Source organism: Cruoricaptor ignavus, from assembly GCF_900141665.1.
Taxonomy (GTDB): domain Bacteria; phylum Bacteroidota; class Bacteroidia; order Flavobacteriales; family Weeksellaceae; genus Cruoricaptor; species Cruoricaptor ignavus.
In genome coordinates this window covers 285,056-310,294 of sequence record NZ_FQYI01000002.1, presented here as the reverse complement: position 1 = coordinate 310,294, position 25,239 = coordinate 285,056, and the positions used below count along the sequence as shown (strand labels likewise).

General features: G+C 45.5%; 29 protein-coding genes. 14 read left to right on the top strand and 15 right to left on the bottom strand.

The genetic code is table 11. The features are described 5' to 3' along the window. Positions 1–4: 4 nt before the first annotated feature. From BUB43_RS03850 to BUB43_RS03835, 4 genes are all read right to left on the bottom strand, one after another. Entirely contained in the window at positions 5–901 is an 897-nt protein-coding gene (locus BUB43_RS03850; RefSeq protein WP_073178620.1) for a CorA family divalent cation transporter, read from the bottom strand. Positions 902–989: 88 nt separating this feature from the next. Beyond that, a complete protein-coding gene (locus BUB43_RS03845; RefSeq protein WP_073178487.1) occupies positions 990–1,196 on the bottom strand; it encodes a hypothetical protein in 207 nt (68 codons plus the stop codon). 15 nt (positions 1,197–1,211) lie between these two features. Beyond that, positions 1,212–2,837 (bottom strand): L-glutamate gamma-semialdehyde dehydrogenase, encoded by a 1,626-nt coding sequence (pruA, locus tag BUB43_RS03840; RefSeq protein WP_073178485.1) that lies wholly within the window; start codon positions 2,835–2,837, stop codon positions 1,212–1,214. 72 nt (positions 2,838–2,909) lie between these two features. After that, on the bottom strand, positions 2,910–3,389 hold the full coding sequence (locus BUB43_RS03835; protein WP_073178484.1) for a YdcF family protein: 480 nt from the start codon (positions 3,387–3,389) through the stop codon (positions 2,910–2,912). Between the two features lie 67 nt (positions 3,390–3,456). Between BUB43_RS03835 and xth the strand changes: the two genes are divergently transcribed. Then, positions 3,457–4,233, top strand: coding sequence for an exodeoxyribonuclease III (xth, locus tag BUB43_RS03830; RefSeq protein ID WP_073178482.1), 777 nt, complete (start codon positions 3,457–3,459; stop codon positions 4,231–4,233). Here the strand turns inward: xth and BUB43_RS03825 are convergent. From BUB43_RS03825 to BUB43_RS03800, 6 genes are all read right to left on the bottom strand, one after another. Continuing rightward, positions 4,230–4,604 (bottom strand): hypothetical protein, encoded by a 375-nt coding sequence (locus BUB43_RS03825; protein WP_073178480.1) that lies wholly within the window; start codon positions 4,602–4,604, stop codon positions 4,230–4,232. The two genes, xth and BUB43_RS03825, sit on opposite strands and share 4 nt — an antisense overlap. A gap of 2 nt (positions 4,605–4,606) precedes the next feature. Next, positions 4,607–5,797, bottom strand: coding sequence for an alanine dehydrogenase (locus tag BUB43_RS03820; RefSeq protein ID WP_073178478.1), 1,191 nt, complete (start codon positions 5,795–5,797; stop codon positions 4,607–4,609). 102 nt (positions 5,798–5,899) lie between these two features. Beyond that, the gene (gene tsaE / locus BUB43_RS03815) at positions 5,900–6,307 is read right to left on the bottom strand and encodes a tRNA (adenosine(37)-N6)-threonylcarbamoyltransferase complex ATPase subunit type 1 TsaE (RefSeq protein WP_073178476.1); all 408 of its coding nucleotides are present in this window, start codon (positions 6,305–6,307) and stop codon (positions 5,900–5,902) included. After that, positions 6,297–6,974: a DedA family protein gene (locus BUB43_RS03810; RefSeq protein ID WP_073178474.1), complete on the bottom strand. Its 678-nt coding sequence runs from the start codon at positions 6,972–6,974 to the stop codon at positions 6,297–6,299. The genes tsaE and BUB43_RS03810 overlap by 11 nt, the downstream gene beginning before the upstream one ends. A gap of 91 nt (positions 6,975–7,065) precedes the next feature. After that, the gene (gene prfB, locus BUB43_RS03805) at positions 7,066–8,178 is read right to left on the bottom strand and encodes a peptide chain release factor 2 (protein ID WP_073178472.1); all 1,113 of its coding nucleotides are present in this window, start codon (positions 8,176–8,178) and stop codon (positions 7,066–7,068) included. 85 nt (positions 8,179–8,263) lie between these two features. After that, positions 8,264–8,917: a M949_RS01915 family surface polysaccharide biosynthesis protein gene (locus BUB43_RS03800; protein WP_073178470.1), complete on the bottom strand. Its 654-nt coding sequence runs from the start codon at positions 8,915–8,917 to the stop codon at positions 8,264–8,266. A gap of 139 nt (positions 8,918–9,056) precedes the next feature. Between BUB43_RS03800 and gyrB the strand changes: the two genes are divergently transcribed. From gyrB to BUB43_RS03785, 3 genes are all read left to right on the top strand, one after another. After that, entirely contained in the window at positions 9,057–10,991 is a 1,935-nt protein-coding gene (gene gyrB / locus BUB43_RS03795) for a DNA topoisomerase (ATP-hydrolyzing) subunit B (RefSeq protein ID WP_073178469.1), read from the top strand. 86 nt (positions 10,992–11,077) lie between these two features. Then, positions 11,078–11,503 carry a DUF5684 domain-containing protein gene (locus BUB43_RS03790; protein WP_073178467.1) on the top strand — a complete coding sequence of 142 codons (426 nt, stop codon included), beginning with the start codon at positions 11,078–11,080 and terminating at the stop codon, positions 11,501–11,503. A gap of 74 nt (positions 11,504–11,577) precedes the next feature. Continuing rightward, positions 11,578–12,327 (top strand): RsiV family protein, encoded by a 750-nt coding sequence (locus BUB43_RS03785; RefSeq protein WP_073178466.1) that lies wholly within the window; start codon positions 11,578–11,580, stop codon positions 12,325–12,327. Positions 12,328–12,359: 32 nt separating this feature from the next. Here the strand turns inward: BUB43_RS03785 and BUB43_RS03780 are convergent, their stop codons facing one another. Together BUB43_RS03780 and ggt are read right to left on the bottom strand one after the other, a co-directional pair. After that, complete coding sequence (locus BUB43_RS03780; protein ID WP_073178464.1) at positions 12,360–12,758, bottom strand: cupin domain-containing protein; 399 nt, start codon at positions 12,756–12,758, stop codon at positions 12,360–12,362. 93 nt (positions 12,759–12,851) lie between these two features. After that, the gene (gene ggt / locus BUB43_RS03775; protein WP_073178462.1) at positions 12,852–14,543 is read right to left on the bottom strand and encodes a gamma-glutamyltransferase; all 1,692 of its coding nucleotides are present in this window, start codon (positions 14,541–14,543) and stop codon (positions 12,852–12,854) included. A gap of 86 nt (positions 14,544–14,629) precedes the next feature. Here ggt and BUB43_RS03770 point away from each other — a divergent pair, with 86 nt between their 5' ends. The 3 genes from BUB43_RS03770 to BUB43_RS03760 are packed head-to-tail and all read left to right on the top strand — an operon-like array spanning position 14,630 to position 18,195. Further along, on the top strand, positions 14,630–15,829 hold the full coding sequence (locus BUB43_RS03770) for an MFS transporter (protein ID WP_073178460.1): 1,200 nt from the start codon (positions 14,630–14,632) through the stop codon (positions 15,827–15,829). A 48-nt stretch (positions 15,830–15,877) separates the two neighbouring features. Further along, positions 15,878–16,837: an NAD-dependent epimerase/dehydratase family protein gene (locus tag BUB43_RS03765; RefSeq protein WP_073178458.1), complete on the top strand. Its 960-nt coding sequence runs from the start codon at positions 15,878–15,880 to the stop codon at positions 16,835–16,837. 11 nt (positions 16,838–16,848) lie between these two features. Continuing rightward, entirely contained in the window at positions 16,849–18,195 is a 1,347-nt protein-coding gene (locus BUB43_RS03760) for a DEAD/DEAH box helicase (protein ID WP_073178456.1), read from the top strand. A 45-nt stretch (positions 18,196–18,240) separates the two neighbouring features. Here BUB43_RS03760 and BUB43_RS03755 read toward each other — a convergent pair whose 3' ends face one another. From BUB43_RS03755 to BUB43_RS03745, 3 genes are all read right to left on the bottom strand, one after another. Beyond that, positions 18,241–18,423, bottom strand: coding sequence for a hypothetical protein (locus BUB43_RS03755; RefSeq protein ID WP_073178454.1), 183 nt, complete (start codon positions 18,421–18,423; stop codon positions 18,241–18,243). Between the two features lie 121 nt (positions 18,424–18,544). Further along, entirely contained in the window at positions 18,545–18,880 is a 336-nt protein-coding gene (locus tag BUB43_RS03750; protein WP_073178453.1) for a hypothetical protein, read from the bottom strand. 59 nt (positions 18,881–18,939) lie between these two features. Further along, the gene (locus BUB43_RS03745) at positions 18,940–19,263 is read right to left on the bottom strand and encodes a translation initiation factor (RefSeq protein ID WP_073178619.1); all 324 of its coding nucleotides are present in this window, start codon (positions 19,261–19,263) and stop codon (positions 18,940–18,942) included. A 97-nt stretch (positions 19,264–19,360) separates the two neighbouring features. On the opposite strand from BUB43_RS03745, the gene gpmI reads away from it, so the two are divergent. From gpmI to BUB43_RS03710, 7 genes are all read left to right on the top strand, one after another. Then, entirely contained in the window at positions 19,361–20,887 is a 1,527-nt protein-coding gene (gene gpmI / locus BUB43_RS03740; protein WP_073178451.1) for a 2,3-bisphosphoglycerate-independent phosphoglycerate mutase, read from the top strand. Positions 20,888–21,023: 136 nt separating this feature from the next. After that, positions 21,024–21,455, top strand: a complete 432-nt coding sequence (locus BUB43_RS03735; protein ID WP_073178449.1) for a BT0820 family HAD-type phosphatase — start codon at positions 21,024–21,026, stop codon at positions 21,453–21,455. A 66-nt stretch (positions 21,456–21,521) separates the two neighbouring features. After that, positions 21,522–22,331 (top strand): type I methionyl aminopeptidase, encoded by an 810-nt coding sequence (gene map / locus BUB43_RS03730; RefSeq protein ID WP_073178446.1) that lies wholly within the window; start codon positions 21,522–21,524, stop codon positions 22,329–22,331. Then, positions 22,331–22,807, top strand: a complete 477-nt coding sequence (tnpA, locus tag BUB43_RS03725) for an IS200/IS605 family transposase (RefSeq protein ID WP_073178444.1) — start codon at positions 22,331–22,333, stop codon at positions 22,805–22,807. The genes map and tnpA overlap by 1 nt, the downstream gene beginning before the upstream one ends. Before the next feature lie 194 nt (positions 22,808–23,001). Then, complete coding sequence (locus tag BUB43_RS03720; RefSeq protein ID WP_073178443.1) at positions 23,002–23,778, top strand: class I SAM-dependent methyltransferase; 777 nt, start codon at positions 23,002–23,004, stop codon at positions 23,776–23,778. A 27-nt stretch (positions 23,779–23,805) separates the two neighbouring features. Further along, complete coding sequence (era, locus tag BUB43_RS03715; RefSeq protein ID WP_073178617.1) at positions 23,806–24,681, top strand: GTPase Era; 876 nt, start codon at positions 23,806–23,808, stop codon at positions 24,679–24,681. Between the two features lie 52 nt (positions 24,682–24,733). Further along, complete coding sequence (locus BUB43_RS03710) at positions 24,734–25,228, top strand: hypothetical protein (protein WP_073178441.1); 495 nt, start codon at positions 24,734–24,736, stop codon at positions 25,226–25,228. Positions 25,229–25,239 lie beyond the last annotated feature (11 nt).

Below are 25,239 nucleotides of genomic sequence, written 5' to 3'. Positions count from 1 at the left end.
TATTTCAAAACTTCTTTCGGCGCAGGTAAATATTGGTAACGATTACGATAAGCAGCATAAGGCCGAGAGCGTAAAAATATCCGTATTTGAGGTGAAGCTCTGGCATAAAATCAAAATTCATCCCATAGACGCCAGCGATGAAAGTAAGCGGAAGGAAGTATGCGGAGTATATCGCCAGTACCTTCATCACCTGGTTCGCCTTCTGGTCTGTAAGGGCGAGGAACATCGAAATAAGGTTCGTTACCTGCGCATTGAGATGGTCAAAATCTGTTACCACATCTTTGTACTTGTCCCTCAGGTCTGTGTACTGGCCTTTTGTAATATTTAGTTTTCTAAAGTTCACCATCCATTCGGAGGAGGCGTTCAGCACCCGGGCATTAAGGGAAGCGCGCCGCTTAGCCTTGTAAAGTTTACGAATTTGTTTAGAAGAATCAGGATTTTTTGTGAAAATCTCATTTTCCATTTTATCCAGCTGTGCAGTCAGTCTTTTGGATTCTTGGTCAAAAGTATCCAGAATTTCGAGCGCCAGCGCCAGAGCAACTTCGTCAGCGGATTTCAGGCCCTCTTTTTTTATTAATTTTTTAACCTTTGGAATGGTGGGCGTGTGCAGCCGATGGATGGTGATCATCGTATCTTCCAAAAGGAAAATCCCCAGCTTTGTGCTTACATCCCCAATGGTGTTCAGGGAGTTGCGCTCTTCTGTGGTGTTTTCTCTGGTAAGGAAAAATTTCACTCTGCCGGACTCCTCGAATTTCGGGAGGTGCGTAGGGTCGGTGGTATCCTCCAGAAGCAGCTCATCAATCCCGAAAGTTTTAGAAAGATGGTCCAAATCTTCCTGCAGCGGTGCTTCCACATCAAACCAGTGAAAATTATCGCCTTCAAAAATTTTTTGTATCGCCATTTTTTTCTCAAAAATTCTCAAAAATAAAAAATGATGAGGCATAAAAAATGCCTGCTCCAGTGGCAGGCAAATTTACATTTCTAAAATATTACTGCTGGGCAGCCTCGTGCACAGTAGCGCTGTCGCTAGCGGCAGGCGCCGTAGTACCGCCGGATACAGCAGCATCATCCAGCGGGGTATTCCGCATATGATCGGCGCTGAGATCGCGTTTTTCCTCGTTGCGTTCTTCCTTCGTGCCGGTGCAGCTCACTGCAGAGAGCGTCAGCACGGCCATTGCAAAAATCAGTTTTTTCATCGTTTTAATTTTAATTTAGCCTAAATATGGATATTTATAATTTCTCGCAGGAACGAAGGTTTCTTTTATGGAACGCACTGAAACCCAGCGTATTAGGTTCATTTTAGAACCAGCCTTGTCGTTCGTTCCAGATGCTCTTGCGCCGCCGAAAGGCTGCTGCCCAACCACTGCACCAGTCGGCTTATCGTTGATGTAGAAGTTGCCCGCCGCATTTTCCAAGGCCTTGTACGCTTCATCGATGATGTATCTGTCTTGCGCGAAAATCGAGCCAGTCAAAGAATACGGCGAAGTTTCGTCCACAAGTTTCAGCGTTTCCTCCCACTTTTCATCGTCGAAAATGTAGATGGATAGGATAGGGCCAAAGATTTCTTCGCAGAAGGATTCGTACTTCGGATTTTCGGTGAGAATCACGGTAGGCTCCACAAACCAACCCTTAGAATCATCGCATCTTCCGCCGAAAAGAATTTCCGCATCGCTGCTTTCCTTCGCCCTTTCGATGTAGCCTTTGCACTTTTCGAAAGAATTTTTGTCGATTACCGCATTCACAAAATTGCTCGGGTCTTCCGGCGAACCCATCTTCACGGTTTTCAGCTGGGCCTCCATCGAAGCCTTCACTTCATCCCAAATCGATTTCGAGATGTAAGCCCGGGAAGCCGCGGAACATTTCTGGCCCTGATATTCAAAAGCGCCACGCACCAAGTTGGCTGCCACAGCTTCAGGAATTGCAGTTTTGTGCGCCACTACGAAATCTTTTCCGCCGGTTTCACCCACAATTCTCGGGTAAGTTTTGTAGTTGTGAATATTATCACCAATCAGCTTCCACATCCCTTGGAAAACGCTTGTAGAGCCGGTGAAGTGCAGCCCTGCAAAATCCGGATGGGCAAGGATTTTCTCGGAAGTTTCTTTCCCGTCGGTGAAAATCATATTGATAACGCCGTCCGGCAAGCCGGCTTCACGGAAGAGCTGCATAATGATGTGTGCGGAGTAAATCTGCTTCTCGCTCGGCTTCCACACCACCACATTTCCCATCATAGCCATACAGCTAGGCAGGTTTCCGGAAATCGCGGTAAAGTTGAACGGCGTTACGGCGAAGCAGAAACCTTCCAAAGGCCGGTATTCTACACGGTTCCAGATGCCGTGGTCTGATACGGGCTGCTCGCTGTACATTTCCGTCATAAATTCCACATTGTAGCGCAGGAAGTCGATAAATTCACAAGCCGAATCAATCTCCGCCTGATGCACATTTTTGGATTGGCCAATCATCGTGGCAGCGTTCAGCCTGTCTCTGTAAGGGCCTGCCGCCAATTCTGCCGCCTTCAGGAAGATGGAGGCTCTCTGCTCCCAAGGCAGCGCGTTCCACTTCGGTTTTGCGGCAAGTGCTGCTTCTATCGCTGCATCCACATCGCTCATATCGCCTTTGAAATAGGAACCGAAATCGTGTTGGTGATCCTGCGGAGATTGCAGGCGCACCTTGTTTGCCGTGGTTACATCTTTTCCGCCTATTACCATCGGAATTTCCGGCTTCTCGTTCCACATTTGGCGGTAGGTAGCCAGGAGGCTTTCTACCTCTGCAGAGCCAGGCTCATACGAACGGACAGGCTCATTGTAAGCGTAAGGAACCTGCGAAATCGCTTTCGTCATATCTTGAAAATTTTTATTGCTAAATGATTTTCACAAATTTAATGATTTGCCACCAACTTTCAAACCACGCCTTCAATTTGCCATACGAAAATTTTCCAGGAAAAGCGAAAAAGTCCACGCCGCTCTTTCCCTATGCTCCTCAGAAGTTACGATTACAGGGTTCGGCAGGTTTTTCTTCTTGATGATTTTCGATGAATAATGCGCATTGCCAAAAGTGCTTTTTGCGCTGGTTTCCGCAAATATTTTTTCAGCGGGAATGCCTTTCTGCACGAGGTAATTCTTCATCACCACCGCTTCTTCGAACTTATTCTGCACAGCGCCACCAGTGGTGATGATGGCCACGGTTTTTTCCGGGTTGTAAATTTTCAGCGCCTTATCCAGCCGGTATTTCATCAGTACGGATGGCGTTCCGTCTGCATTGGCAGGGAAGCCCAAAATTATCAGCGTTTCCTTATCGGTCTCGCTTTGCTCGTCCGGAATTCCGCCCCTGCAATTCAGCGTGGCGAAAATCAGCAAAGCGAAAAGTGCAGATTTCAGTATGAAATTTTTCATCCGCTAAATTTAACAAAAGTCCGGCAGATTTTTCTTTCGAAAAAAATATTGTCATTATTTTTGGCTGATGAAAATCGCGACTTATAATGTAAACGGAGTCAATGGAAGATTGCCCGTTTTGCTGAAATGGCTCGCCGAAACGCAGCCAGATGTGGTGTGCCTGCAGGAACTGAAAGCGCCGCAGGAAAAATTTCCGCTATCGGCGATAAATGAAGCGGGGTACGATGCCATTTGGCACGGACAAAAATCCTGGAACGGCGTGGCAGTTTTGGCGAAGCAAGGCATTGGGATGGAAGAGCGAAGGCGCGGCTTGGACGGCGATGACGATGATTTGCAAAGCCGGTACCTCGAAGTGATGGTGCGGGAAACAGTCATCGGCTGCATATATCTTCCGAACGGAAACCCTGCACCCGGACCAAAGTTCGATTATAAAATGCGATGGTTCGAGCGGCTTGCCGCACATTCCGAAATGCTCATCACATCAGGGAAGCCTGCAATGCTCGTCGGCGATTTCAATGTGATGCCTACGGAAAAAGATGTTTACAAGCCGGAAAAATGGGTGGATGATGCGCTGTTTCGCCCGGAAGTTCGCGCCGCTTTTTTTGATTTAGTTAATCAGGGTTGGACGGATGCTTTGCGGCACCTTTATCCGGACGAAACCATCTACACTTTTTGGGATTATTTCCGGCAGGCCTTTCAACGGAATGCAGGTTTACGCATCGACCATTTTTTGCTCAGTGAAGATCTGGTGCCGAAACTAAAGGAGGTTCAGGTGGATAAATTCGTGAGAGGGTGGGAGAAAACCAGCGATCACGCACCGGTTTGGATTGAGTTGGAGGATTAATTCACTTTCCGCAAGCTCAGCACTTTCACGCTTTCCTTACATTTTTCGAAAGTTATCTGCAGGCGTGGATTTTTTTTTGGATAAGTAAGGAAGTAATCCGGGCACGGCTCCTCCTGGGCGTGGCTTTTACCGAAATCCACAGAACCTTTCGTTATGATGCTGTCCTTCAGGAATTTCTCATCAATTTGCATCTTCTGCATTGCGTTTTTTGCCTCATCTGAGTAGTGAAAGTTTTTTTTGCTCAAAGTTTCCGCAATCACGCGGCTTTCCGGCAGGTATCCAGAGCATTTTGCCCCCTTCTGATTCAAAATGAAAAATACGATGATAAGGCCGGGGATGAAGCCCATTAAAAAAAATCTTAACTTTCTCACAATTAAAACAGTAGCAGGTGGATATCGTGGTAGGGCAGCCCGAATTTATCGCAAATCATCTTCTTTACATGCCTGCCCTTGTACATATATAGGCTCTGCTTCATCTCATTGCTTTTCAGCAAATAGTTTTCGAAACCGCCTTCCTCGTCGTAATTGAGAATGTAGGAAAGGAAAAAGTTTGAAATAGCCTTCGTGGTGGTTCTCGGGATTCTCGAAGTGAGGTTCGGCACCGCGCAGTGGATTATGCCGTGTTTTACAACATACGGATCCTCCAGCGTTGTGAGTTCGGAGGTTTCAATTACCTTTCCGTTGTCAATCGTAAGGTCAATGATTACGCTGCCCTTTTTCATCTTAAGCACCATATCCTCGGTTACCAAAGGGGCAGCGCAGAATCTCGGCAGGCAGCCAATCACTACATCAGCGCGGCGCAGGCTTTTCTGAAGTTCTTTCGGGTCGATGATGGATGTCGGCACCCTGCTGTCTACAAGCGTGTGCAGCCGGCGAAGTTTGGAGAGTGAATTATCAAAAATCCTCACGCTTGCCCCAAGGCCGATAGCTGCTTTTGTGGCAAATTCCCCCACAATTCCAGCCCCTATGATCACAACCTCAGTCGGACGAACGCCCGTGATTCCGCTGAGCATCAGCCCGTTGGAGAGTGCCAGGAGCTCCGCAGCATATAGCACGGAGGCAGTTCCCGCAATTTCGCCGATGAGCCTCACGAGCGAGCGCTGGCCGTACTCATCTAAAATGAATTCAAAGGCAATGGCATTTACCTTTTTCTCCGCGAGTTTTTCGAAATAGGCCTTGTCCCGAAGGTTGATTTGCAAAGCAGAAATCAGGTAGCTGTGTGCCTTCAGCAAATCAATCTCGTCTTCAGTTGGTGGATTTATTTTTAAAACCAAATCCTGAGCGAAGGCTTCTGCGGCGTCTTTCGTGATTTTTGCGCCGGCTTCTGCATACTGCAAATCTGTGAAAAACGAGCCTTTTCCTGCGCCACTTTCTATGATGATATCGTGGCCTGCATCCGTCAGTACCTGCACGGCATCCGGCGTGATACAGGTTCTGCGCTCGTTCAGGCAGGTTTCCTTAGGGATGCCGATGCTGAATTTTTTCGATTTCCGCACTACTTCCAGAACTTCTTCCTTCGGAAGCAAATCCTGCTCGGAAAATGGCGTGAATATCGTTTGAGACATTTTTTATTGTTGATGATTGATAAGTGATAAGAGATTTTTCCCAATAAAATTTAAGCAGCAAAATTAGTGTTATTCGATCAATGCTCGGTTATGTTTTATCAATTATTTAAAAGTGATTTTCCTAAGGCTTCCATCATTATCGATCGTCATTTCGTGGCGGGGATAATTTTCGAGTTCGCCCTCGAAAACTTCTGGCCATTCAATGATGCAGAGCGCGCCGCTTTCCAAGTATTCTTCAATGCCAATGTCGAAAACTTCGGCCGCGTTTTTCAGGCGGTAAAGGTCGAAATGAAAAACCTTGCCCTGTGGCGTTTCGTATTCGTTCACGATAGAGTAGGTGGACGATGTTACTTCATCCGTGCTGCCCAGCGCTTTCAGCAGATTTTGCGTGAAGGTGGTTTTGCCGGCACCCAGGTTTCCTTTCAGAAGCAGCAGTGGATGCTTTATTTTTGCCGCTACTTCTCGGGAGATCTTCTCCCAATCGGCCTGGTGCTGTGTCTTAAACTCCATTCGGCTCATCCTTTTTACCAAAGAAAAATTTGACAATCACGGGTAGGGTAGTAATGGCTACGATGATGATGATGATCATCTCCAGGTGAGACTTCAGGTCGATCCCGAATTGAGTTAGGAAAAGTTTATCAAGGTAGTGCCCTGCAAAAACCATTGTGAATGACCACAGAATGGCACCTATCAGGTTATCACGGAGGAATTTGTTTTTATCCATCTGGACAATCCCGGCTACCACTGGCACGAAAGTCCGGATGATGGGGAGGAAGCGGGCGGCAATTACTGCAAGCGCTCCGTTTTTATCAAAGAAATCTTGTGCTTGGTAGAGGTGCTTTTTTTTGAAAAGGAAGGTGTCTTCCTTTTTGAAAAGCGCCGGTCCTGTTTTGCGGCCGAACCAATAGCCCAGTTCGTTGCCTACAAAGGCTGCAAATGCTACACAGCTGGCAAAGATCGAAGTATCGAGGAGGTCGTTGCCGGTGCTCCCGAAGGTTGCGTCAATCATTTCGTGCGCATAGATTCCCGCTACAAACAGTAGTGAATCTCCGGGGAGGAAAAAGCCTACCAGCAAGCCGGTTTCGGCAAAAACGATGAAAAGCACCATCCAAAAGCCGCCCAGCTTTATGTAAAATTCCGGATTCAGCAGGTCTTTCCAACTCTCAAAATGCTCCATAAAATTCAAATTCCGACAAAAATAAGTAAATAGTTAAAAAGTGAAAGTCAAAATATAAAATTATTTCCAGTTTTCAACTTTTCACTTTTAATTATAAATCGAGGTCCTCCTCACTCACCGCAGTACCATCTGCCATTAGAAATGCTTTCAGGAAGGGCGTAATGTTCCCGTTCATCACCGCATCCACATCGCTTGTTTCGTGGCCGCTGCGCACATCTTTCACCAACTTGTATGGGTGCATCACATAGTTTCGGATTTGGCTGCCCCATTCTATTTTCATCTTATTCGCCTCTATTTCGTTGCGCGCCTTCATCCGCTCTTCCAGCTCCATTTCGTAAAGTCGCGATTTCAAAAGTTGCAATGCTTTTTCCTTGTTCTGAAGCTGCGAACGCGATTCCGAATTTTCGATGATGATGCCAGTAGGTGCGTGGCGTAGCCTTACCGCAGTTTCCACCTTGTTCACATTCTGCCCGCCGGCTCCTGAAGAGCGCATCGTTTCGAAGGAAATATCCGCAGGATTGATGGTGATTTCAATCGTGTCGTCCACCAAAGGATAAACATAAACGGAAACGAAACTTGTGTGGCGCTTCGCATTTGAATCGAAGGGCGAAATGCGCACCAGCCTGTGCACGCCGTTTTCACCTTTCAGGTAGCCGAAGGCATATTCACCCTCAATCTCCAGCGTTACGGTTTTCACGCCTGCCACATCGCCTTCTTGAAAGTTCAGCTCGCGCACTTTGTAGCCCTGTTTATCGGCCCACATGGTGTACATCCGCATCAGCATTCCTGCCCAGTCGCAGCTTTCCGTTCCGCCGGCACCAGCAGTGATCTGCAGCACCGCAGAAAGCTCATCGCCTTCGTTGGAAAGCATATTTTTAAACTCCAGATTTTCGATTTTTTCGATAAGGTCCGGAAACTGGGCCTCCAGTTCTGCCGCAGAATCTTCATCTTCTTTTGCAAATTCCGCAAGGACCTGCAAATCTTCAAACATCGTGTGGATTTCGCTGTAATCTTCCACCCATTTCTTTTTGGAACGCAGCTGTTTCAGAAACACCTCCGCTTCCTTGGCATTGTCCCAAAAACCGGGCGCTGCCGTTTTTTCGTCATCGTTCGCAATCTCAATTGTCTTGCGCTCAATCTGCAAAAATTTATGTAAATCTTCGATGCGCGTTTTCGCATCCTTCAGTTGCTCCGCCGTAATCATTCGGCAAAAATAAGAATTTGCGGAAGAGCCAGGTAAAAGTAAAAGAGCCAAGTAGAAAATAAACTCTAAAAGGAAAATCAACAGCCTAATCAGCTTGCAGGTTTTCCACCTGAAATTCGTGCCACATCTGCTCGAAGTAAGATTTGAAGTGTGCTGGCGCATTTTGCAGCGCAGCATTCATTTTAAAACCTTCATGGCGCTCGTCTTCGCTGAGTGCAGTTTTGCCGGAAAGCTCGTATTTCACGCCGTTTTCAAACATCAGTATTTTTAAATCCACCGGATCCATACCGCCACGGCAACCGTTTTTGTAGGCAAGCCAAACTTCCGTTTCGTTGTTTTTATCAAAATCGGAAAACTGAAAAGATTCCGGCAGAAATTCAAGCGCTTTTGCCAGTGAGCAATTCGTAACTTCATCCTGAACGCTCCACAATTGTTGCACTTTATCGCCATTCTTCAAGAATTCATAAGCAAAAATATCGCCGCTTTCTTCCGTATATTGTGAGGAAAAAATCACGAAGTGCTCACCGTCCGAAGATAGCCAGGCTCTTGCTTCCACTAGATCCCCTTCAAATTTTATCTCTGCCGGGATTTGCTCTTTCGCAATTTTTTCTACCTTGCTTGTTTCCGCATCAGTTTGCGCCGCAGTTTCATCGGTATTATCTGTCTGATTTAGGTTCGGTTTCTCGTTTTGGCAAGCCAAAAGTACCAGTATCATCAGCAGGCTCAGAAGTTTTTTCATAATTAAAATTTTGGCTAAAGTTATTCAATTTCGATGACTCGGTTTTTCGGAAATCATCATACAAAATCCAAAGATTTTTACGATATTTGCTAATCTTTTTGGCGAAAAAAAATGAAAATTCGCCCAAATAAAATTTGATATGAGCGAAAAGAAATATACGGCGAGCAGCATACAATCGCTGGAAGGGATGGAGCATGTGAGGATGCGCCCTTCGATGTACATTGGTGATGTGGGTGCCCGCGGTTTGCACCACCTGGTTTACGAAGTGGTGGACAACTCGATTGACGAGGCCTTGGCTGGCTACTGCGATGAAATTACGGTGACGATAAAGGAGGGCAATGGTATAGAGGTGACGGATAATGGCCGCGGAATTCCGGTGGATTATCACGAGAAGGAGCAGAAATCTGCGCTGGAAGTGGTGATGACGAAGATTGGTGCCGGCGGAAAATTCGACAAGGACTCTTACAAAGTTTCCGGAGGCTTGCACGGTGTGGGCGTCTCCTGCGTGAATGCGCTATCTACCGAGATGGTTACCACCGTTTACCGAGACGGGAAAATTTACCAGCAAAGCTATTCCGAAGGCAAGGCTAAAACCGATGTGCAGGAAATAGGGCAGAGCGAAAAGCGCGGCACAAGGCAGTTTTTTCAGCCGGATGAGAAAATCTTTACCGAGCTGGAATACAACTATGATACCTTGGCAAACAGGCTCCGCGAACTTTCGTACCTGAACAAAGGCATCAAAATCTTGCTGACGGATGAACGCACGAAAAATGAGGACGGCAGCTTCCGCCACGATGAATTCTATTCGGAAGGCGGCCTGAAGGAATTCGTGGAATATATCGATGGCAACCGCGAAAGCATTATGCAGAATGTCATCTTTATGGAAGGCGAGCGCGATAACATCCCTGTGGAAGTGGCGATGCGCTACAACACCTCTTTCAACGAAAACCTGCACTCTTATGTCAATAACATCAATACGCACGAAGGCGGAACGCATCTGGCAGGCTTCCGCAGGGCTTTGACGAGAACGCTGAAAAGGTATGCCGATGAAAAGGGCATCCCGCAGAAAGAAAAAGTTGAGATTACGGGTGACGATTTCCGCGAAGGATTAACGGCGGTGATTTCCGTGAAGGTGATGGAGCCGCAGTTTGAAGGCCAAACGAAAACAAAGCTGGGCAACTCGGAAGTTTCCGGCGCTGTAGATAAAATCGTAGGCGAAATGCTGAGCAACTTCCTGGAAGAAAATCCTGGCGAAGCCAACCAAATCGTGCAGAAAGTGGTGCTGGCAGCCAAAGCACGGCAGGCCGCGAAAAAAGCAAGGGAGCTGGTGCAGAGAAAATCGCCGATGGGTGGTGCAGGCTTGCCGGGAAAACTTTCGGACTGCTCTTCCAAGGATCCTGAAATTTCGGAAATATTCCTTGTGGAAGGTGATTCTGCAGGTGGAACTGCAAAGCAGGGCAGAGACCGGCATTTTCAGGCGATACTTCCACTTCGCGGAAAAATTCTGAATGTGGAAAAATCTATGTTACATAAGGTTTACGAAAACGACGAGATAAAAAATATCTACACAGCACTCGGCGTTTCGGTTGGTACGGAAGAAGATTCTAAAGCATTGAACCTGAGTAAGTTACGCTATCATAAAATCGTGATTATGACGGATGCTGATATCGATGGCTCGCATATTTCCACCCTGATTCTCACCTTTTTCTTCCGCTATATGAAGGAACTCATCGAGCAGGGCTATGTTTACATCGCTCAGCCGCCGCTTTACCTTCTGAAGAAGGGCAACAAAAAAGTATATGCCTACAACGAAAAAGAGCGCGAGGAAAAAACGCTGGAAATGGCGGATGATGGGAAAGGCGTGGAAGTGCAGAGGTACAAGGGTCTTGGTGAGATGAACCCTGAGCAGCTTTGGGAAACTACGCTGAACCCGGAGAACAGAATTCTAAAACAGGTGACGATTGAAAGCCTGGCGGAAGCAGACAATATCTTCTCAATGCTGATGGGCGATGAAGTGCCGCCAAGACGGGAATTCATTGAGCGTAATGCTGTGTATGCCAACATTGATGTATGAGGATTTAAAATAAATTTAACAAAAGCTGCCGTTCTCAATTGGCGGCTTTTTTTAATTTTGAACACTAATCAATTAATTACAAAATTATGTTGACACTACTTCAGTACTCATCGCCCAATTACTATGGGGATGGTCCGGGCGCAATGTTTGGCGTTGGCGGTATGCTTTTCGGAATTCTGAGCTATCTGCTGTGCGCTTACTCGCTGTACAAGCTGTACAAGCAGGCTGGCGAAGAAAATGCCTGGTTTGCATTTATCCCGATTCTAATGTTCATCCCGCTTATTAAAATTGCGAAAAAACCATTGTGGTGGATTTTGCTAACGCTGATACCGCTTGTGAATATTGTAATCACAGTAATCCTGTATATGCGCTTGTCTCAGGCTTTCGGCAAATCTTCGGCCTACGCTATCGGCATTATTTTGCTGCCTTTCATCTTTTTGCCGATGCTGGCCTTCGGAAACCCGGTTTACAATCCTGCCGCTGTTCCGGATGAAACCGGAAGTTCATTCTAAAATTTTTTTGAAAAAATAATTTGACCGTCCTGAAATGGACGGTTTTTTGTTTTAAGAAAAAAAATTGCAACAGAATGAAAAAAATGTATTTGTGGAGCGCTATTTTGGTAATGCTAATTTCTTGTGAAAATAAAGGCAGCTCAAAGATTCATAATGAAAAGCTCACTAAAGATGTTGCTGATATTATTTACGATTCCGTGCGTTTTCAGAAAAATGAAAATGTTGGCGACATCAAAACGGAATTCAATCATAAGCTTTTGGTTTTCAAAGATTTAGATGAAAGTGTTTTGGAAGAAATATACGGGACCTCGGAAGGATATACCAAGGAAGAGCTTGAGAAAAAGCTGGCGGGAATGCAGCGTAGATTCGTGCAGGAAATGGAAAATTATGAAAGTCCTGCCGGGCAAACCCTCTCTAGCATCAAAGAAATGGATTTAGTGAACGAAATTAATAACTACTTGATTATCAGGCAGAAATCTTATACTTATGAAGGAGGTGCCCACGGGATGTCATTTATAGAATATAAAGTTATAGATTCACAGAAAAATTCCATTCTGAAGCTGCACGATGCTGTGGACGAAAACGATGAAAACTGGAATAAAATTCTTCTTATAATGCTGGATGGCAGAGCATCGGAGCTTTTTGATCCAGAGGATTTGAAGCCAAGTGAGAATTTTTATTTTGACAAAGATAGGATCATTTTCGTATATAATCAGTATGAAATCGCGCCATATTCTTCAGGAATCATAGAAATTTCAGTACCATTTTCAGAGATTTCTGATAAACTTAAACCGCAGTTTAAACGGCGTCTTGGGATTGATTAAAAAAAATGCCGCAACTATGCGGCATTCTATTTTTATTCAGTGGTATCGCCTTCGAAATCGTCGTCTTCGTCGCGCTCTGCATCGGCCTTCGTAGCGTGCACCACCTTATCCTTATGGTGCGGCGGCGAATAAATCGTGTACATTTTGAGCTCATCATCGCCGGTGTTAATCACATTGTGCTGAGAACCAGCAGGAATGATAATCGCCGAGCCGTCCTTCACCTCGTACTCATTACCGTCGATAATGCATTTACCAGTACCAGCTTCAAAGCGGAAAAACTGGTCATTCTCAGGGTGCGTTTCCATCCCGATTTCCTCGCCCTTTTTCAGCGTCATCAGCACAAGCTGAGAATGCTTCGCAGTGTAGATTACTTTTCTAAAATTCTCATTATCAAGCGTTTGCTGCTCGATGTTTCCGTGAAATCCTTTCATGTCGTTCAATTTTTTACGAGTACAAAGTTACGGATTAAATGTCTCAGTTCAAATTTTCAAGGCGAAATTCTAAAAAATTAGAAATAGAATAAATTAAGGTTCCACCGCCACCGAGTCGTCGCCTCGCCCATCAGCTACTGCAGTAATGCTGCCCCCTTCATCCAGCAAAATCAGCTCCACTCTTCCAATATTTTCCCTTGTCTGAAATATGTAGCCTTTTGCTTTCAGTGAATCGGCAACGATCTTGGGGAAATTCTTTTCCACGGAGACCTCTTCCGGAAGCCACTGATGGTGAAATTTAGGCTGATTCACCGCCTGATTTGGAGACAGTTTAAAATCAATCACATTCACAATAGTCTGGAAAACTGAGGTCGGTATCGTAGTACCGCCCGGCGTGCCTACCACCATATACGGTTTTTCATTTTTCAGGATTACGGTAGGCGCCATCGAAGAGAGCATCCGTTTCCCTGGCGCTATTTTGTTCGCCTCCCCGCCCACCGCACCGAACATATTCGGCACGCCCGGCTTTATCGAGAAATCATCCATCTCATTGTTCAGGAAAAATCCTGCCCCGCGCACCACTACTTTACTCCCATAGAGCCCGTTTAGCGTGGTGGTGATGGATGCCGCATTACCTTCCTTATCAAGAATGGAAATATGCGTAGTTTCTTTGGATTCCTTTACCGGCTGAATGATTTTTCCCACGGCGGCGCTGGCCGTCGCGTGGCTGGCATCAAAACTTTTCCAACGGTTTCTCAGGTATTCTTCCGAAATCAGGTAGTCCGTTCTATCGGTGATGAATTTCGGGTCCCCCATATATTCCGCACGGTCGGCATAGGCACGCCGCTCCGCCTCCACCATGATCTGAACCGCCTCGGGGGAATTAGCCTGATAATTTTCTAAATTTTCAAACGAAGCCATACCGAGCATCTGCGCCAGCAGCGGCCCCCCGCTGGATGGGAGCGGCATCGATACTACCTGATGACCTTTATAACTGAATTCCAAAGGTTTACGCTCTTCCACTTTGTAATTCCGCAAATCTTTCATCGTGAGGATGCCTTTGCCACGCTGCATCTCCAGAGCGATGAGCTTGGCGGTTTCACCCTCATAGAAGCCTTTCTCCCCGTCGCGCTGGATTCTCTTCAGTGTTTCCGCCAATTCTTTCTGAATTAATAAATCGCCAGCCTTCCAATCTTCTTCCTTCAGGAAGGCCATCGGCTTTTCCTTGTTATATTTTTGAAATTCCGGTTTCAGCGCGTTCAGCAATCCTGCCTCCTGTTTTGTGATGGCAAATCCCTGTTCTGCCAAATCAATCGCCGGCTGAATCAGCGTTTCCATCGGAAGTTTGCAGTGCTTCATCGTAGCGAAAAAACCAGCCACAGAACCTGGAACCCCCACAGCCAGATGTCCGTTCTGAGATTTTTCCGTGTTGGCATTTCCCTTCCTGTCGAGGTACATATCGCGAGATGCTTTGGCCGGCGCTGTTTCCCGGAAATCGAGGGCGAATTTTTCACCGTTGTTTTTCACGCCAACTAAAAAACCGCCGCCACCGATATTTCCAGCCTGAGGGTAAACCACCGCCAAAGCATATTGCGTGGCAACCGCCGCATCAAAAGCGTTTCCACCCATTGCCAAAATTTTTGCACCGGCTTCGCTTGCCAAAGGATGCGCAGAAACTACCACGCCTTTGTTCTGTACGCGAATTTCCTTCTGGAAGGAATAATCTGTAAACTGTGCCTTTATAGAAACTGCCGCGAGGACGGCGGCGAAATATAGCCTTTTCATAAAATTCTTTTGGTAAAAATAATAAAACCTATCCAACCGCGGCTAAATACCTTGATAAGGCTTAAATTTGCAATCATTTATATTAAATGTCGAAAGAGAAAAAGATACTCCCGTTTGTAAGTTTACTCGTGGTGATACTCATCTCGGCAAACCTTCGCGCGCCCATTACCTGCGTAGGTCCGGTGTTGGACGATATCAGTACCTCGCTAGGGCTTTCCGCTTTTCAGGGGAGCCTGCTTACCTCCATCCCGCTGCTAATGTTTGCGGCATTTTCCATCCCTGTGAGCCGGGTTTCTGCGGGTAGCGCGCTACGGCTGATGCTTCTTTTCTCCGTATTGCTGATGATTTTCGGTCTGCTGCTAAGGGTGCAGGGGACCACAGCCGCTCTTTTTGCGGGGTCCGTGCTGGTGGGGTTCGGCATATGCGTGGGCAATGTACTGCTGCCGCCCTATATCCGGAATAATTTTCAGAATAAAGTAGGGCTGCTCACGGGAGTATTCTCTGTCTCTATGGCAATATTCGCAGCTGCCGGGGCGGGCTTCAGTAGGGCGATAGGGGAGAAGACGGGCTACGGCTGGCGAGGCGCGCTAGGTTTTTGGGCGGTGATTTCTGTTTTTGCCGCAGCCGTTGTCATCATCGACTTTATAGTCAATAAAAAAACGGCAGATTTGGGAAAGCCAGGCTTCATTTCTCAAAAAATTAATGTTTACCAATCCCCCACCGCGTGGTACATCAGCGTGTTTATGGGTTTGCAGTCTTTGGTTTACTACTGCGCGGTTGCCTACCTCCCGAAGATTTCCATAGGCTACGGTATACCTCCGGAACATTCGGGTTATCTTGTAGCGGTTATGCAGGTGATTTCTTTGCCCTTCACTTTTTATGCACCGATTCTGGCGGGGAAAGCAAGGAGTCTTAAACCGATGATATTCTTCGTAAGTATTTTTATGGCTGCGGGCGTCTTATTGCTGCTGCTATTTCAGGGGCGCTTTATCTTTCTGGCGGCTGCGTTCATCGGGCTAAGCACTGGCACATCCTTCAGCCTCGCCATTCTATTGTTTTCGCTGAAGAGCCGCAGTATGGCGGCTACCATCCGTATGTCCGGGATGGCACAATCGCTGGGGTACCTGGTAGCCTCCGCCGGGCCGCCGCTTTTTGCAGCATTCCGCAACGGGCAGAGCTGGCTCTATTCCTATCTTTTCCTCCTTTTCACCATTGGCCTTATCGCTTTTTTTGGCTTTAAAGCTGCCAGCGGTAAGTTTATAGATGACGAAGCGGTAAAGAAATAATTTCCATTTTGCTTATTTTTGTTAAAAATTCATTATTTCAGGAAGTAAATGTCAGAAGAAAAAATTCTCATCACAGGTGCATTAGGACAGATTGGAACGGAACTCACGGAAAAACTCGTTGAGATTTACGGCCGGGAGAATGTGATTGCTTCAGATTTGGCAGAGCCTGCAGAAAACATTTCTTCCGCCGGATTTTATCAAAAACTGGATGTAACGGATTTTCAATTTTTAGAGCAATTTATTAAAGATAATGCAATTACCACGGTTTATCATTTGGCATCGCTGCTTTCTGGCACATCGGAAATGCGGCCCCTTTTTGCGTGGAAGTTGAATTTGGAGCCCCTGCTTCATCTTTGCGAATTGGCTAAGGATGGGCATTTGCAGAAAATCTTCTGGCCATCTTCCATCGCAGTTTTTGGCAAAGGTTTGCCGAAGGAAAATGTAGGGCAGGATGTGGTTTTAAATCCGTCCACAGTTTACGGAATTTCTAAGCTTGCTGGCGAAAAATGGTGCGAATATTATTTTGAGAAATTCGGTGTGGATGTGCGTTCCATCCGCTATCCCGGCTTGATTTCTTGGAAAGCGCCAGCAGGCGGCGGAACTACAGATTATGCCGTGGAAATTTTTTACGAAGCCGTAAAAAACGGCCGCTACACAAGCTTCATCGCAGAAGATACCGCAATGCCGATGCTGTATATGGACGACGCAATAAATGCCACCGTGAAGCTGATGCAAGCACCGAAGGAAAGCCTGAGCGTGCGCACTTCCTACAACTTGGGCGGCCTATCTTTTACGCCGAAACAACTTGCAGAAGAAATTCGAAGGGAAATCCCTGATTTTCAGATTAATTACGAGCCGGATTTTCGTCAGCAGATTGCGGAATCCTGGCCTGCATCCATTGATGATTCCGTTGCGAAAAAAGACTGGAACTTATCGTATGATTACGATATTTCTTCAATGACGAAAGATATGCTGAAAAATCTTCGGATAAAATTAGGCAAAAATTAATTTTTGATAAAATTCGTTTTGTGACTTTCGCTGATTTTGATTTGCCAGTAAAAATCCTCGATGCTCTCGCCGATTTGGAACTTTTCGAGCCTACGCCAATTCAGCAGAAAAGTTTCAAGCCCATCCTTTCCGGAAGGGATGTGATGGGCATCGCGCAAACCGGTACCGGTAAAACTTTGGCGTATCTTCTGCCGGTTTTAAAGCAGTGGAAATTCAGCAAAAGCGGAAATCCTACGGTTTTAATTCTTGTACCAACTCGTGAATTGGCGGTGCAGATTGAAGATGTGCTGAAATCTTTGGCGGTGAACCTAACTGCCAGGATTACAGCGGTTTACGGTGGGAAAAATATCAACACGCAAAAATTACTTTTCGACGAAGGCTGCGATATTCTGATCGGAACACCGGGCAGGGTGATGGATTTGGCGATTGACAATGCCGTTTCGCTGAAGGAAGTGCAGAAACTCATCATTGATGAATTTGACGAAATGCTGAACCTTGGCTTCAGGCCTCAGCTTACGCATATTTTTGAGATGATGAAAACGCGGCGGCAAAACATCCTGTTTTCAGCGACGATGACGGAAGCAGTGGATGAAATGCTGGGCGAGTATTTCGCATCGCCGGTTGAAATTTCCCTGGCAAAATCCGGAACGCCGCTGGAAAAAATCGAGCAAAAGGCAATTCTTGCTGAAAATTTTAACACGAAAATTAATCTGCTGAAATTTCTTCTGGATGAAAATCCTGAGATGAAAAAGGTGCTGATTTTTGCGAATAATAAGAAGCACGCCGATTTGCTTTTTACAAAAATTGATGAATGGCAGCCTGAGCAGTGCGATGTAATTCATTCCAATAAATCTCAAAACTATAGGCTTCGTGCATTGCAAAAGTTTCAGAATCAGGAGGTTAGGGTTTTAATCACGACGGATGTGATGGCCCGAGGATTGGATATTTCGGAAATTTCGGATGTCGTCAATTTTGAAGTGCCAGAAATCCCTGAGCAGTACATCCATCGTATCGGAAGAACGGGCCGTGCCGATAAGGATGGCAGGGCGCTGACCTTCTTCACCAAGAAAGAAGAGCTACCGCTGCTGGAAATTGAAATGCTGATGAACAGGGAAATTGAGAAATCGGCATTTCCTGCTGGGGTGAAAATTGACCCGAAAAAAATCGAAAGCGAGAAGGATGAAGTGCGGATGAAAATTCCGAACCGTGTGGAGCTTCAGGAAAACAGCGGTGCCTTCCACGAAAAAAAGGCGAAAAACCTGAAGGTGAATTTAGGTGGGCCATCGAAAAGAAAGCCAAAATATAACGGATCCAACCGTGCCCAGCAGAAAGCAAAATCCAGAAGAAAAGGCAAATAAAAAATCCCGAAATTTTCGGGATTAAAAACTGTTAATGAGAACGGCTTAGCCAAGCATACCTTCAGCCTTGCCTTTGATATCCGTACCTAGCTTGGTTATATTATCTTTTGCCGTATTTAGGGTATCGTTGACTTGTTTCTTCTTCTCTGGGGAAGATTTTTTGTACTGATAGTAAGCCAATGCACCCATACCAATTAGCGCGAGAAGTCCATTTCTTTTGTTGCCCATAATTTTTAAATTTAAGTTAATTGTAGTTTTCTGATAGAAAAATCTATGCCAAAAATCTATTCTGCAATTCTAAAAATATGTTAAAAAAAGCCAGGCTTACCTGGCTTTCAATATTAAAATATTAGTTCGTAGCTTTGTTGATCTCAGCCTCTGCATCAATAGCCGCTTTCTTCGTATCAGCTTTTGCATCTTCTGCCCAATCTTTGGTTTTTTCCCAAGCGTCGGAAACCGCATCCTTAGTATCCTCCCACGCATCGCCTATTGCTTTCTTTGCACGCTCAAACCAATCTTCCTGATTCGGTTCCTCGTTTCTGGCTCTTTTTTCGCGGATATAATCTTTAGCTCTTTCAGAGTACTCTTCAGCGGTCCATTTTACATCATTTGCAGTATTTCTCACTGCATTCTCTGCGTTGTTTACTCCCCTTTCCAATTCATTGTTAAGATTCGTGTTGTCCATAATAATTTATTTAATTGGTTTTATATTATTTTGAATACAAATTTCGAGCCTAAATATGTTCATCCGCCCACTCTTTTCGTTTTATAGCCCATTTCCTGGAGGATCGCCCTAATTTTATCGCGGTTATCACCCTGGATGATGATGCTGCCATCCTTTTCAGAGCCGCCGATTCCCAGCTTGGTTTTAATGCTTTTCGAAATTTTCTTAATTTCATCATCCGGCCCTTCAAATCCTTCGATGATGGTCACCGGTTTTCCGTTTCTGCCCTTTTTTTCGTAACGGCAAACCAGCGGTTCATTCTGCACAAATTTTTCTTCCGGCATTTCGAAATCCTGCTCAATGTGGTCAGGGAAAAGGTTCTTCAGTTGGTCCCGTAAATCCATTTTTCGGTTAAAAACTGTAAATTTAGCAACTTTCATTTTATTGCTGAATTTTTGAAAATTTCAGCAGAACGGCGTAAATTTGTAGAAAACTAATCTTATGTCAAAAAAAGCACTGCTGGCCATTCTGGATGGCTGGGGCCTTGGCACGGTTCCGGAAGTTTCTGCAATCGCTCAGGCCAAAACACCCTTCATCGATTCCTGCCTGGAAAAATTCCCGAACTCCAAACTGCAGGCAAGCGGAATAGCCGTAGGCTTGCCGGAAGGACAGATGGGAAATTCTGAAGTTGGGCATATGAACCTTGGTGCAGGAAGGGTAGTTTACCAAAATCTTGTCAAGCTGAATATGGCCGTTCAGGATGGAACGCTGGGCAACGAGCCGGTAATCCGCAACGCTTATGAAACGGTGAAGAATGAAGGCGTAAAGCTGCATTTCATCGGCTTGGTTTCTGATGGCGGTGTGCATTCCCACATCAATCATTTAAAAGGCCTGCTTTCCGCCGCCGCAGAATTTGGGCTGAAGGACAATGTTTTCGTGCACGCCTTTACGGACGGCAGAGATTGCGATCCGCTTTCTGGAAAGGCTTTCATCGAAGATTTGCAAAATCATTGTGTGGCAACCACAGGGAAAATTGCGAGCATTGTGGGAAGGTATTATGCGATGGACCGGGACAGAAGGTGGGAGCGCGTGAAGCTGGCGTACGATGCCATGGTAAATGCGGTGGGCGAATTTTCAGATAATGCTTTGCAGGCGGTGCAAAACTCTTACGATCAGGAAGTTACGGATGAATTCATCAGGCCGATAGTTTTAACGGAAAATAATCTTCCGGTTGCAAAAATTGAAAACGGCGATGTGGTGATTTGCTTTAATTTCCGTACAGACCGTGGCAGGGAAATTACGGAAGCCCTTACGCAGCGGGATTTTCCTGAATTTGGGATGCATACATTGCAGCTACATTATGTGACGCTAACCAATTATGACAAGGATTTCCACGGTGTGCAGGTGGTTTTTGATGATGAAATTCTGCCAGAAACTCTGGGCGAAGTGCTGGAAGGTGCTGGCAGAACGCAAATCCGTGTGGCTGAGACGGAGAAGTATCCACATGTTACATTCTTCTTTTCCGGCGGAAGAGAAAATGAGTTTTCAGGCGAGAAAAGAATCCTTTGCCCAAGCCCTAAAGATGTGCCAACCTACGATTTCAAACCGGAAATGTCGGCATACGATATCACCGAAAAAATTATTCCGGAAATTGAAAATGAAACCGCGGATTTCATCTGTCTGAATTTTGCAAATACCGATATGGTAGGGCATACCGGCGTTTTTGAAGCGGCGGTAAAAGCGGCGGAAACCGTGGATAGCTGCATCGAAAAAGTGGCAACGGCTGCCTACAATCACGGCTATGCGGTGTTCATCCTGGCAGACCACGGCAATTCTGATGTGATGATAAATCCCGATGGCACGCCCAATACGCAGCACTCCACAAACCTGGTGCCGCTGATTGTGATGGATAAAGACCGCACCTGGAAAGTGCAGGACGGAAAACTGGGCGATATGGCGCCAACCATCCTTACTGCTATGGGCATCGAAATTCCGGAAATAATGACGGGCGATGTGCTGATAAGTTGAGTTTAAATAGTTCAAGGTTTAAGGTTCAATACTGTTCAGATTGCTCAGGTTGTTTGATTTGTTTAAGTTGTTTAAACTTTAAACCTTAAACCTTGAATTTTAACCGTTTGCTTATCTTTGCAGATAATTTTCAGAAATGAGAAGCAATAAAAAGCTGGCGATTGATTTTGACGGAACGATTGTGGAAGATGCCTATCCAGGAATTGGCAAGGTGAAAACCTTCGCTTTCGAAACCCTGAAAAAGCTGCAGAGCGAAGGCTATAGGCTTATTCTCTGGACTTTCCGTGAAGGCAAAACTTTGGAGGAAGCCGTGGAATTCTGCCGGAAAAATGGCGTGGAATTCTACGCCGTGAATTCAAGTTTTGAAGGTGAGATTTTCGACCACAGCTGCCAGAGCCGGAAAATTGATGCAGACCTTTTCATAGACGATAGAAACCTGGGCGGTTTTCCTGGCTGGGGCGAAGTTTACAACATCATTAATGAGCGCATCGAATTTAGGGTTGAAGGCCGCGAAGTGCTGCCCTATTCCAAAATGAAGAAGGAAAAAAAGCGCGGACTTTTCTGGTAAATTTTCATCTAAAATCTTTCAGTTCAGGCTCGGAAATCGAGTCTGAAATTTTTATATTACAGCCGAATGATTATATTAAAAACCCTTGACGAACTTCGTTTAATGCGGGAATCTGCACAGCTGGTTTCCAAAACTTTAGGGGTGATTGCCAAGGAAATAAAGCCTGGCGTTACCACCAATCATCTCGATAAAATAGGTGCGGAATTTATTTACGATAATGGCGGCGTCCCGGGATTTCTCGGGCTATACGGCTTCCCGAAAAACCTTTGCATCTCGCCAAATGCAGAAGTGGTGCACGGCATCCCGAATGATAAACCGCTGGAAGAAGGCGATATACTTTCGGTAGATTGCGGCGTTCTGATGAACGGCTATTATGGCGACCACGCGTATTCCTTTGAAGTAGGCGAAGTAAAACCGGAAGTAAAGCAGCTGCTGAAAATCACGAAAGAATCCCTGTACAAAGGCATTGAGCAATGCGTGCGCGGAAAAAGGGTGGGGGATATTTCCAACGCCATCCAGACTTACTGCGAAGCGCACGGTTACGGCGTTGTGCGGGAACTGGTAGGCCACGGTCTCGGAAAGAAGATGCACGAAGATCCGCAGGTTCCAAACTATGGGAGGAGGGGCAGCGGAAAGGTGCTGAAAGATGGAGTTGCGCTGGCGATAGAGCCGATGATAAACCTGGGCACACACCGCGTGAAATGGCATAAGGACGGATGGACGGTGACTTCTGCGGACAATAGTCCTTCGGCGCATTTTGAGCACAATGTGTGCATCATTCAGGGCAGGCCGGTTTTGCTGTCCACCTTCAAATATGTGCACGAAGCGCTGGGCATCGAAAGCGATGAAGAGGCACCGTACACGATGGAGTTTTGATGGAAGCTTCCAATTCTGTAGGGACATTTTCTCAGGTTTATCTGCATTTTATTTTTGCGGTAAAATTCCGTGACGGTTTATTGTTGAAAACTTTTCAGGATGAAGTTTACAGGTATATTGCTGGAATTGTTCAGAACAACGGTCACAAACTGATTTCTGTAGGTGGAATGCCTGATCATATACATATTTTAGTTGGGATGAAACCTAATCAATCGGTTGCAGATTTAGTGAATAAAATCAAATCAAATTCGTCAAAATTCATCAATGAGAAGAGGTTTTTGCCGGTAAGATTTGAATGGCAGAGAGGGTATGGCGTATTTTCTTACAGCCGTTCGCAATTGAATCAAGTTGTTCATTACATTCAAAATCAGGAAGCGCACCACAAGAAGAAATCATTTCGTGCAGAGTATGTGGAATTTTTAGAAAAATTTCAAGTGGAATTCGATGAGAGGTTTTTGTTTAATGAGTTAGTTTGACGCAGAGCCGAAGGCTCGAAATATATGTAGAAATTGTGCGGAATTTTTAGTGAGCGCTGAAAGCGCGACATTTTAAACTATACCAGTGCTTCGCACCTTTTTCTTTCAGGGCTTGTCCATTCTACTCTACAAATATTTCAGCGCTTCGCGCTTTTTATTTAAACAAAATCCCTGCAATTTCCGATTTTTGCAGGATGAATTTCACCAAATTTCTGCTAAACAAAATTCCGAGACCGTGGCTCATACGGATCAGTGTGTGGCTGCGGCCATTGGTTTATCAGTTTTTCAAAGGCGATAAATTTTTTGACCCTATTGACGGCAGAAGTTACCGCAAGTTTCTTCCTTATGGCTACGGAAAGCAGCGCCAAAATGCGCTTTCGCCCGGAACTTTGTCGCTGGAAAGGCACCGGCAAATGTGGCTGTATCTGCAGCGTGAAACCGATTTTTTTACCCAAAATTACAAAGTGCTGCACATCGCACCGGAGCAGGAATTTCTTCGGCGGTTCCGGAAAATGAAAAACCTGGATTACATCTCGGCAGACCTTCTCTCACCGATTGTGGATGTGAAGGCAGATATCCTGAATTTACCCTTCGCAAACAACACCTTTGATGTGATTTTCTGCAACCATGTGCTGGAACATATTGAAGATGATGCGAAGGCTATGCAGGAACTTTTCCGCGTGATGAAGCCCGGTGGCTGGGGAATTTTTCAGGTGCCGATGAAAAATTCACTGGAAAAAACTTACGAAGATTTCACAATCACCGAGCCGAAAGAGCGGCAGAAGCATTTCGGGCAGTACGATCATGTGCGGTGGTACGGGATGGATTATTTCGAAAGGCTGAGAAATGCAGGCTTTGAAGCGGATGCCGTTTATTATTCACAAAAATTTTCTGATGAAGACATCCGAAGGTTCGGGCTGATGAAAAATGAAATTTTGCCCGTGGTGAAAAAGCCTGTGGAAAGTTTGTAATATCTTTGCAGAACTGAAAAAATGCCGATGCATAAAGCTGGATTTGTAAACATCGTAGGGAAACCGAATGCCGGAAAATCGACGCTGCTGAACAGACTGATGGGCGAAAAGCTGGCCATTGTAACGCAGAAGGCGCAGACAACCAGGCACAGAATTTTCGGAATCTACAACGAAGATGATGTGCAGATTGTGTTTTCGGATACGCCTGGCGTTCTGAACCCGAAATATGAGCTGCAGGAAAGGATGATGGATTTCGTGAAGGATTCTCTGCAGGATGCCGATGTTTTCCTGTTCATCGTGGATATTTCGGACAAAGCGGAACCCTCGCAGTTTCTCATCGAAAAACTCAACAAAATACCGGTGCCGGTCTTGATTTTAATCAACAAAATCGACCTTTCCAATCAGGAAAATCTGGAAAAGGCGATGGAATTCTGGCACGCACAAATCCCGAAAGCTGAAATCCTGCCGATTTCTGCCACAGAAGGTTTCAACACGGATGTTATTTTGCCGAAACTTATTTCCTTAATGCCGGAAAATCCGCCGTATTATGACAAAGATCAATTTACAGACAAGCCAGAAAGATTTTTCGTAAATGAAACAATCCGGGAAAAAATCTTGCTGAATTACGAAAAGGAAATCCCATATTCTGTGGAAGTGGTGACGGAACAATTCAAAGAGCACGAGAATGTAATCGTCATAGAATCAATCATTTATGTAGAGCGGGAATCTCAGAAGGGAATTTTAATCGGGCATAAAGGCGAAGCCATAAAAAAAGTGGGAACGGAAGCGCGTGAAGATTTGGAGAAATTTTTCGCCAAGAAAATTCACCTGAATCTTTTTGTAAAAGTGAAAAAAGACTGGCGCAAGAACGAACGCGATCTGAAGAATTTTGGGTACAGATAAAAGAAGTAAAGAGGCAAAAGTAAAAAGTTAGGCTGACCACAAATCACAAAATATGAACGAGTTTTTAGAATCCGAATTTCTTAGGGCAGATCAACTGATAGCGCAGGATTTGATTGAGGAAGCGAAGTCTGTGCTGATAAATATTTTGGCGGAAGACCCGAATTTTGGCAAGGCGCATAATCACCTGGGCTGGATTTTCGAGCGAAAGGAAAATAATCCGCAAAAAGCGGAAATGCATTACAAAATTGCGATTGAAACGGCGCCGGACTATGGTGCGGGCTACATCAATTATGCAATTTTGCTTAGCGGACAAAAGCGCACTCAGGAATTGCGCGATTTGCTGCAACGCGCTGAAAATATACCGGGTGTGAACCGCAGCAGTTTGGCGAGAGAGTGGGCGTATTTTTATGAAGAAACTCAGGATTTTGACAATGCGATTGCGAAGTACAAAGAGTACGCACTGACGCTTTACAACAACGCCGAAATCGAAAAAGCTAAGGCTGCCATCGAGCGCTGCAAAACGAAAAAAGAAATTTTAGGGCTGTGAAAAAGTTCCAT

Excerpts from the sequence above, each read along its gene's own strand:
- map (WP_073178446.1), top strand. The coding sequence starts at position 21,522 with ATGATTATATTAAAAACCCTTGACGAACTTCGTTTAATGCGGGAATCT.
- BUB43_RS03765 (WP_073178458.1), top strand. The coding sequence starts at position 15,878 with ATGTCAGAAGAAAAAATTCTCATCACAGGTGCATTAGGACAGATTGGA.
- xth (WP_073178482.1), top strand. The coding sequence starts at position 3,457 with ATGAAAATCGCGACTTATAATGTAAACGGAGTCAATGGAAGATTGCCC.
- era (WP_073178617.1), top strand. The coding sequence starts at position 23,806 with ATGCATAAAGCTGGATTTGTAAACATCGTAGGGAAACCGAATGCCGGA.
- BUB43_RS03780 (WP_073178464.1), bottom strand. The coding sequence starts at position 12,758 with ATGAAAGGATTTCACGGAAACATCGAGCAGCAAACGCTTGATAATGAG.
- BUB43_RS03750 (WP_073178453.1), bottom strand. The coding sequence starts at position 18,880 with ATGGACAACACGAATCTTAACAATGAATTGGAAAGGGGAGTAAACAAC.
- BUB43_RS03810 (WP_073178474.1), bottom strand. The coding sequence starts at position 6,974 with ATGGAGCATTTTGAGAGTTGGAAAGACCTGCTGAATCCGGAATTTTAC.
- BUB43_RS03790 (WP_073178467.1), top strand. The coding sequence starts at position 11,078 with ATGTTGACACTACTTCAGTACTCATCGCCCAATTACTATGGGGATGGT.
- BUB43_RS03820 (WP_073178478.1), bottom strand. The coding sequence starts at position 5,797 with ATGTCTCAAACGATATTCACGCCATTTTCCGAGCAGGATTTGCTTCCG.
- gpmI (WP_073178451.1), top strand. The coding sequence starts at position 19,361 with ATGTCAAAAAAAGCACTGCTGGCCATTCTGGATGGCTGGGGCCTTGGC.
- pruA (WP_073178485.1), bottom strand. The coding sequence starts at position 2,837 with ATGACGAAAGCGATTTCGCAGGTTCCTTACGCTTACAATGAGCCTGTC.
- BUB43_RS03770 (WP_073178460.1), top strand. The coding sequence starts at position 14,630 with ATGTCGAAAGAGAAAAAGATACTCCCGTTTGTAAGTTTACTCGTGGTG.
- BUB43_RS03850 (WP_073178620.1), bottom strand. The coding sequence starts at position 901 with ATGGCGATACAAAAAATTTTTGAAGGCGATAATTTTCACTGGTTTGAT.
- BUB43_RS03735 (WP_073178449.1), top strand. The coding sequence starts at position 21,024 with ATGAGAAGCAATAAAAAGCTGGCGATTGATTTTGACGGAACGATTGTG.
- BUB43_RS03755 (WP_073178454.1), bottom strand. The coding sequence starts at position 18,423 with ATGGGCAACAAAAGAAATGGACTTCTCGCGCTAATTGGTATGGGTGCA.
- BUB43_RS03845 (WP_073178487.1), bottom strand. The coding sequence starts at position 1,196 with ATGAAAAAACTGATTTTTGCAATGGCCGTGCTGACGCTCTCTGCAGTG.
- BUB43_RS03835 (WP_073178484.1), bottom strand. The coding sequence starts at position 3,389 with ATGAAAAATTTCATACTGAAATCTGCACTTTTCGCTTTGCTGATTTTC.
- BUB43_RS03785 (WP_073178466.1), top strand. The coding sequence starts at position 11,578 with ATGAAAAAAATGTATTTGTGGAGCGCTATTTTGGTAATGCTAATTTCT.
- tsaE (WP_073178476.1), bottom strand. The coding sequence starts at position 6,307 with ATGGAGTTTAAGACACAGCACCAGGCCGATTGGGAGAAGATCTCCCGA.
- tnpA (WP_073178444.1), top strand. The coding sequence starts at position 22,331 with ATGGAAGCTTCCAATTCTGTAGGGACATTTTCTCAGGTTTATCTGCAT.
- prfB (WP_073178472.1), bottom strand. The coding sequence starts at position 8,178 with ATGATTACGGCGGAGCAACTGAAGGATGCGAAAACGCGCATCGAAGAT.
- BUB43_RS03710 (WP_073178441.1), top strand. The coding sequence starts at position 24,734 with ATGAACGAGTTTTTAGAATCCGAATTTCTTAGGGCAGATCAACTGATA.
- gyrB (WP_073178469.1), top strand. The coding sequence starts at position 9,057 with ATGAGCGAAAAGAAATATACGGCGAGCAGCATACAATCGCTGGAAGGG.
- ggt (WP_073178462.1), bottom strand. The coding sequence starts at position 14,543 with ATGAAAAGGCTATATTTCGCCGCCGTCCTCGCGGCAGTTTCTATAAAG.
- BUB43_RS03745 (WP_073178619.1), bottom strand. The coding sequence starts at position 19,263 with ATGGATTTACGGGACCAACTGAAGAACCTTTTCCCTGACCACATTGAG.
- BUB43_RS03800 (WP_073178470.1), bottom strand. The coding sequence starts at position 8,917 with ATGAAAAAACTTCTGAGCCTGCTGATGATACTGGTACTTTTGGCTTGC.
- BUB43_RS03720 (WP_073178443.1), top strand. The coding sequence starts at position 23,002 with ATGAATTTCACCAAATTTCTGCTAAACAAAATTCCGAGACCGTGGCTC.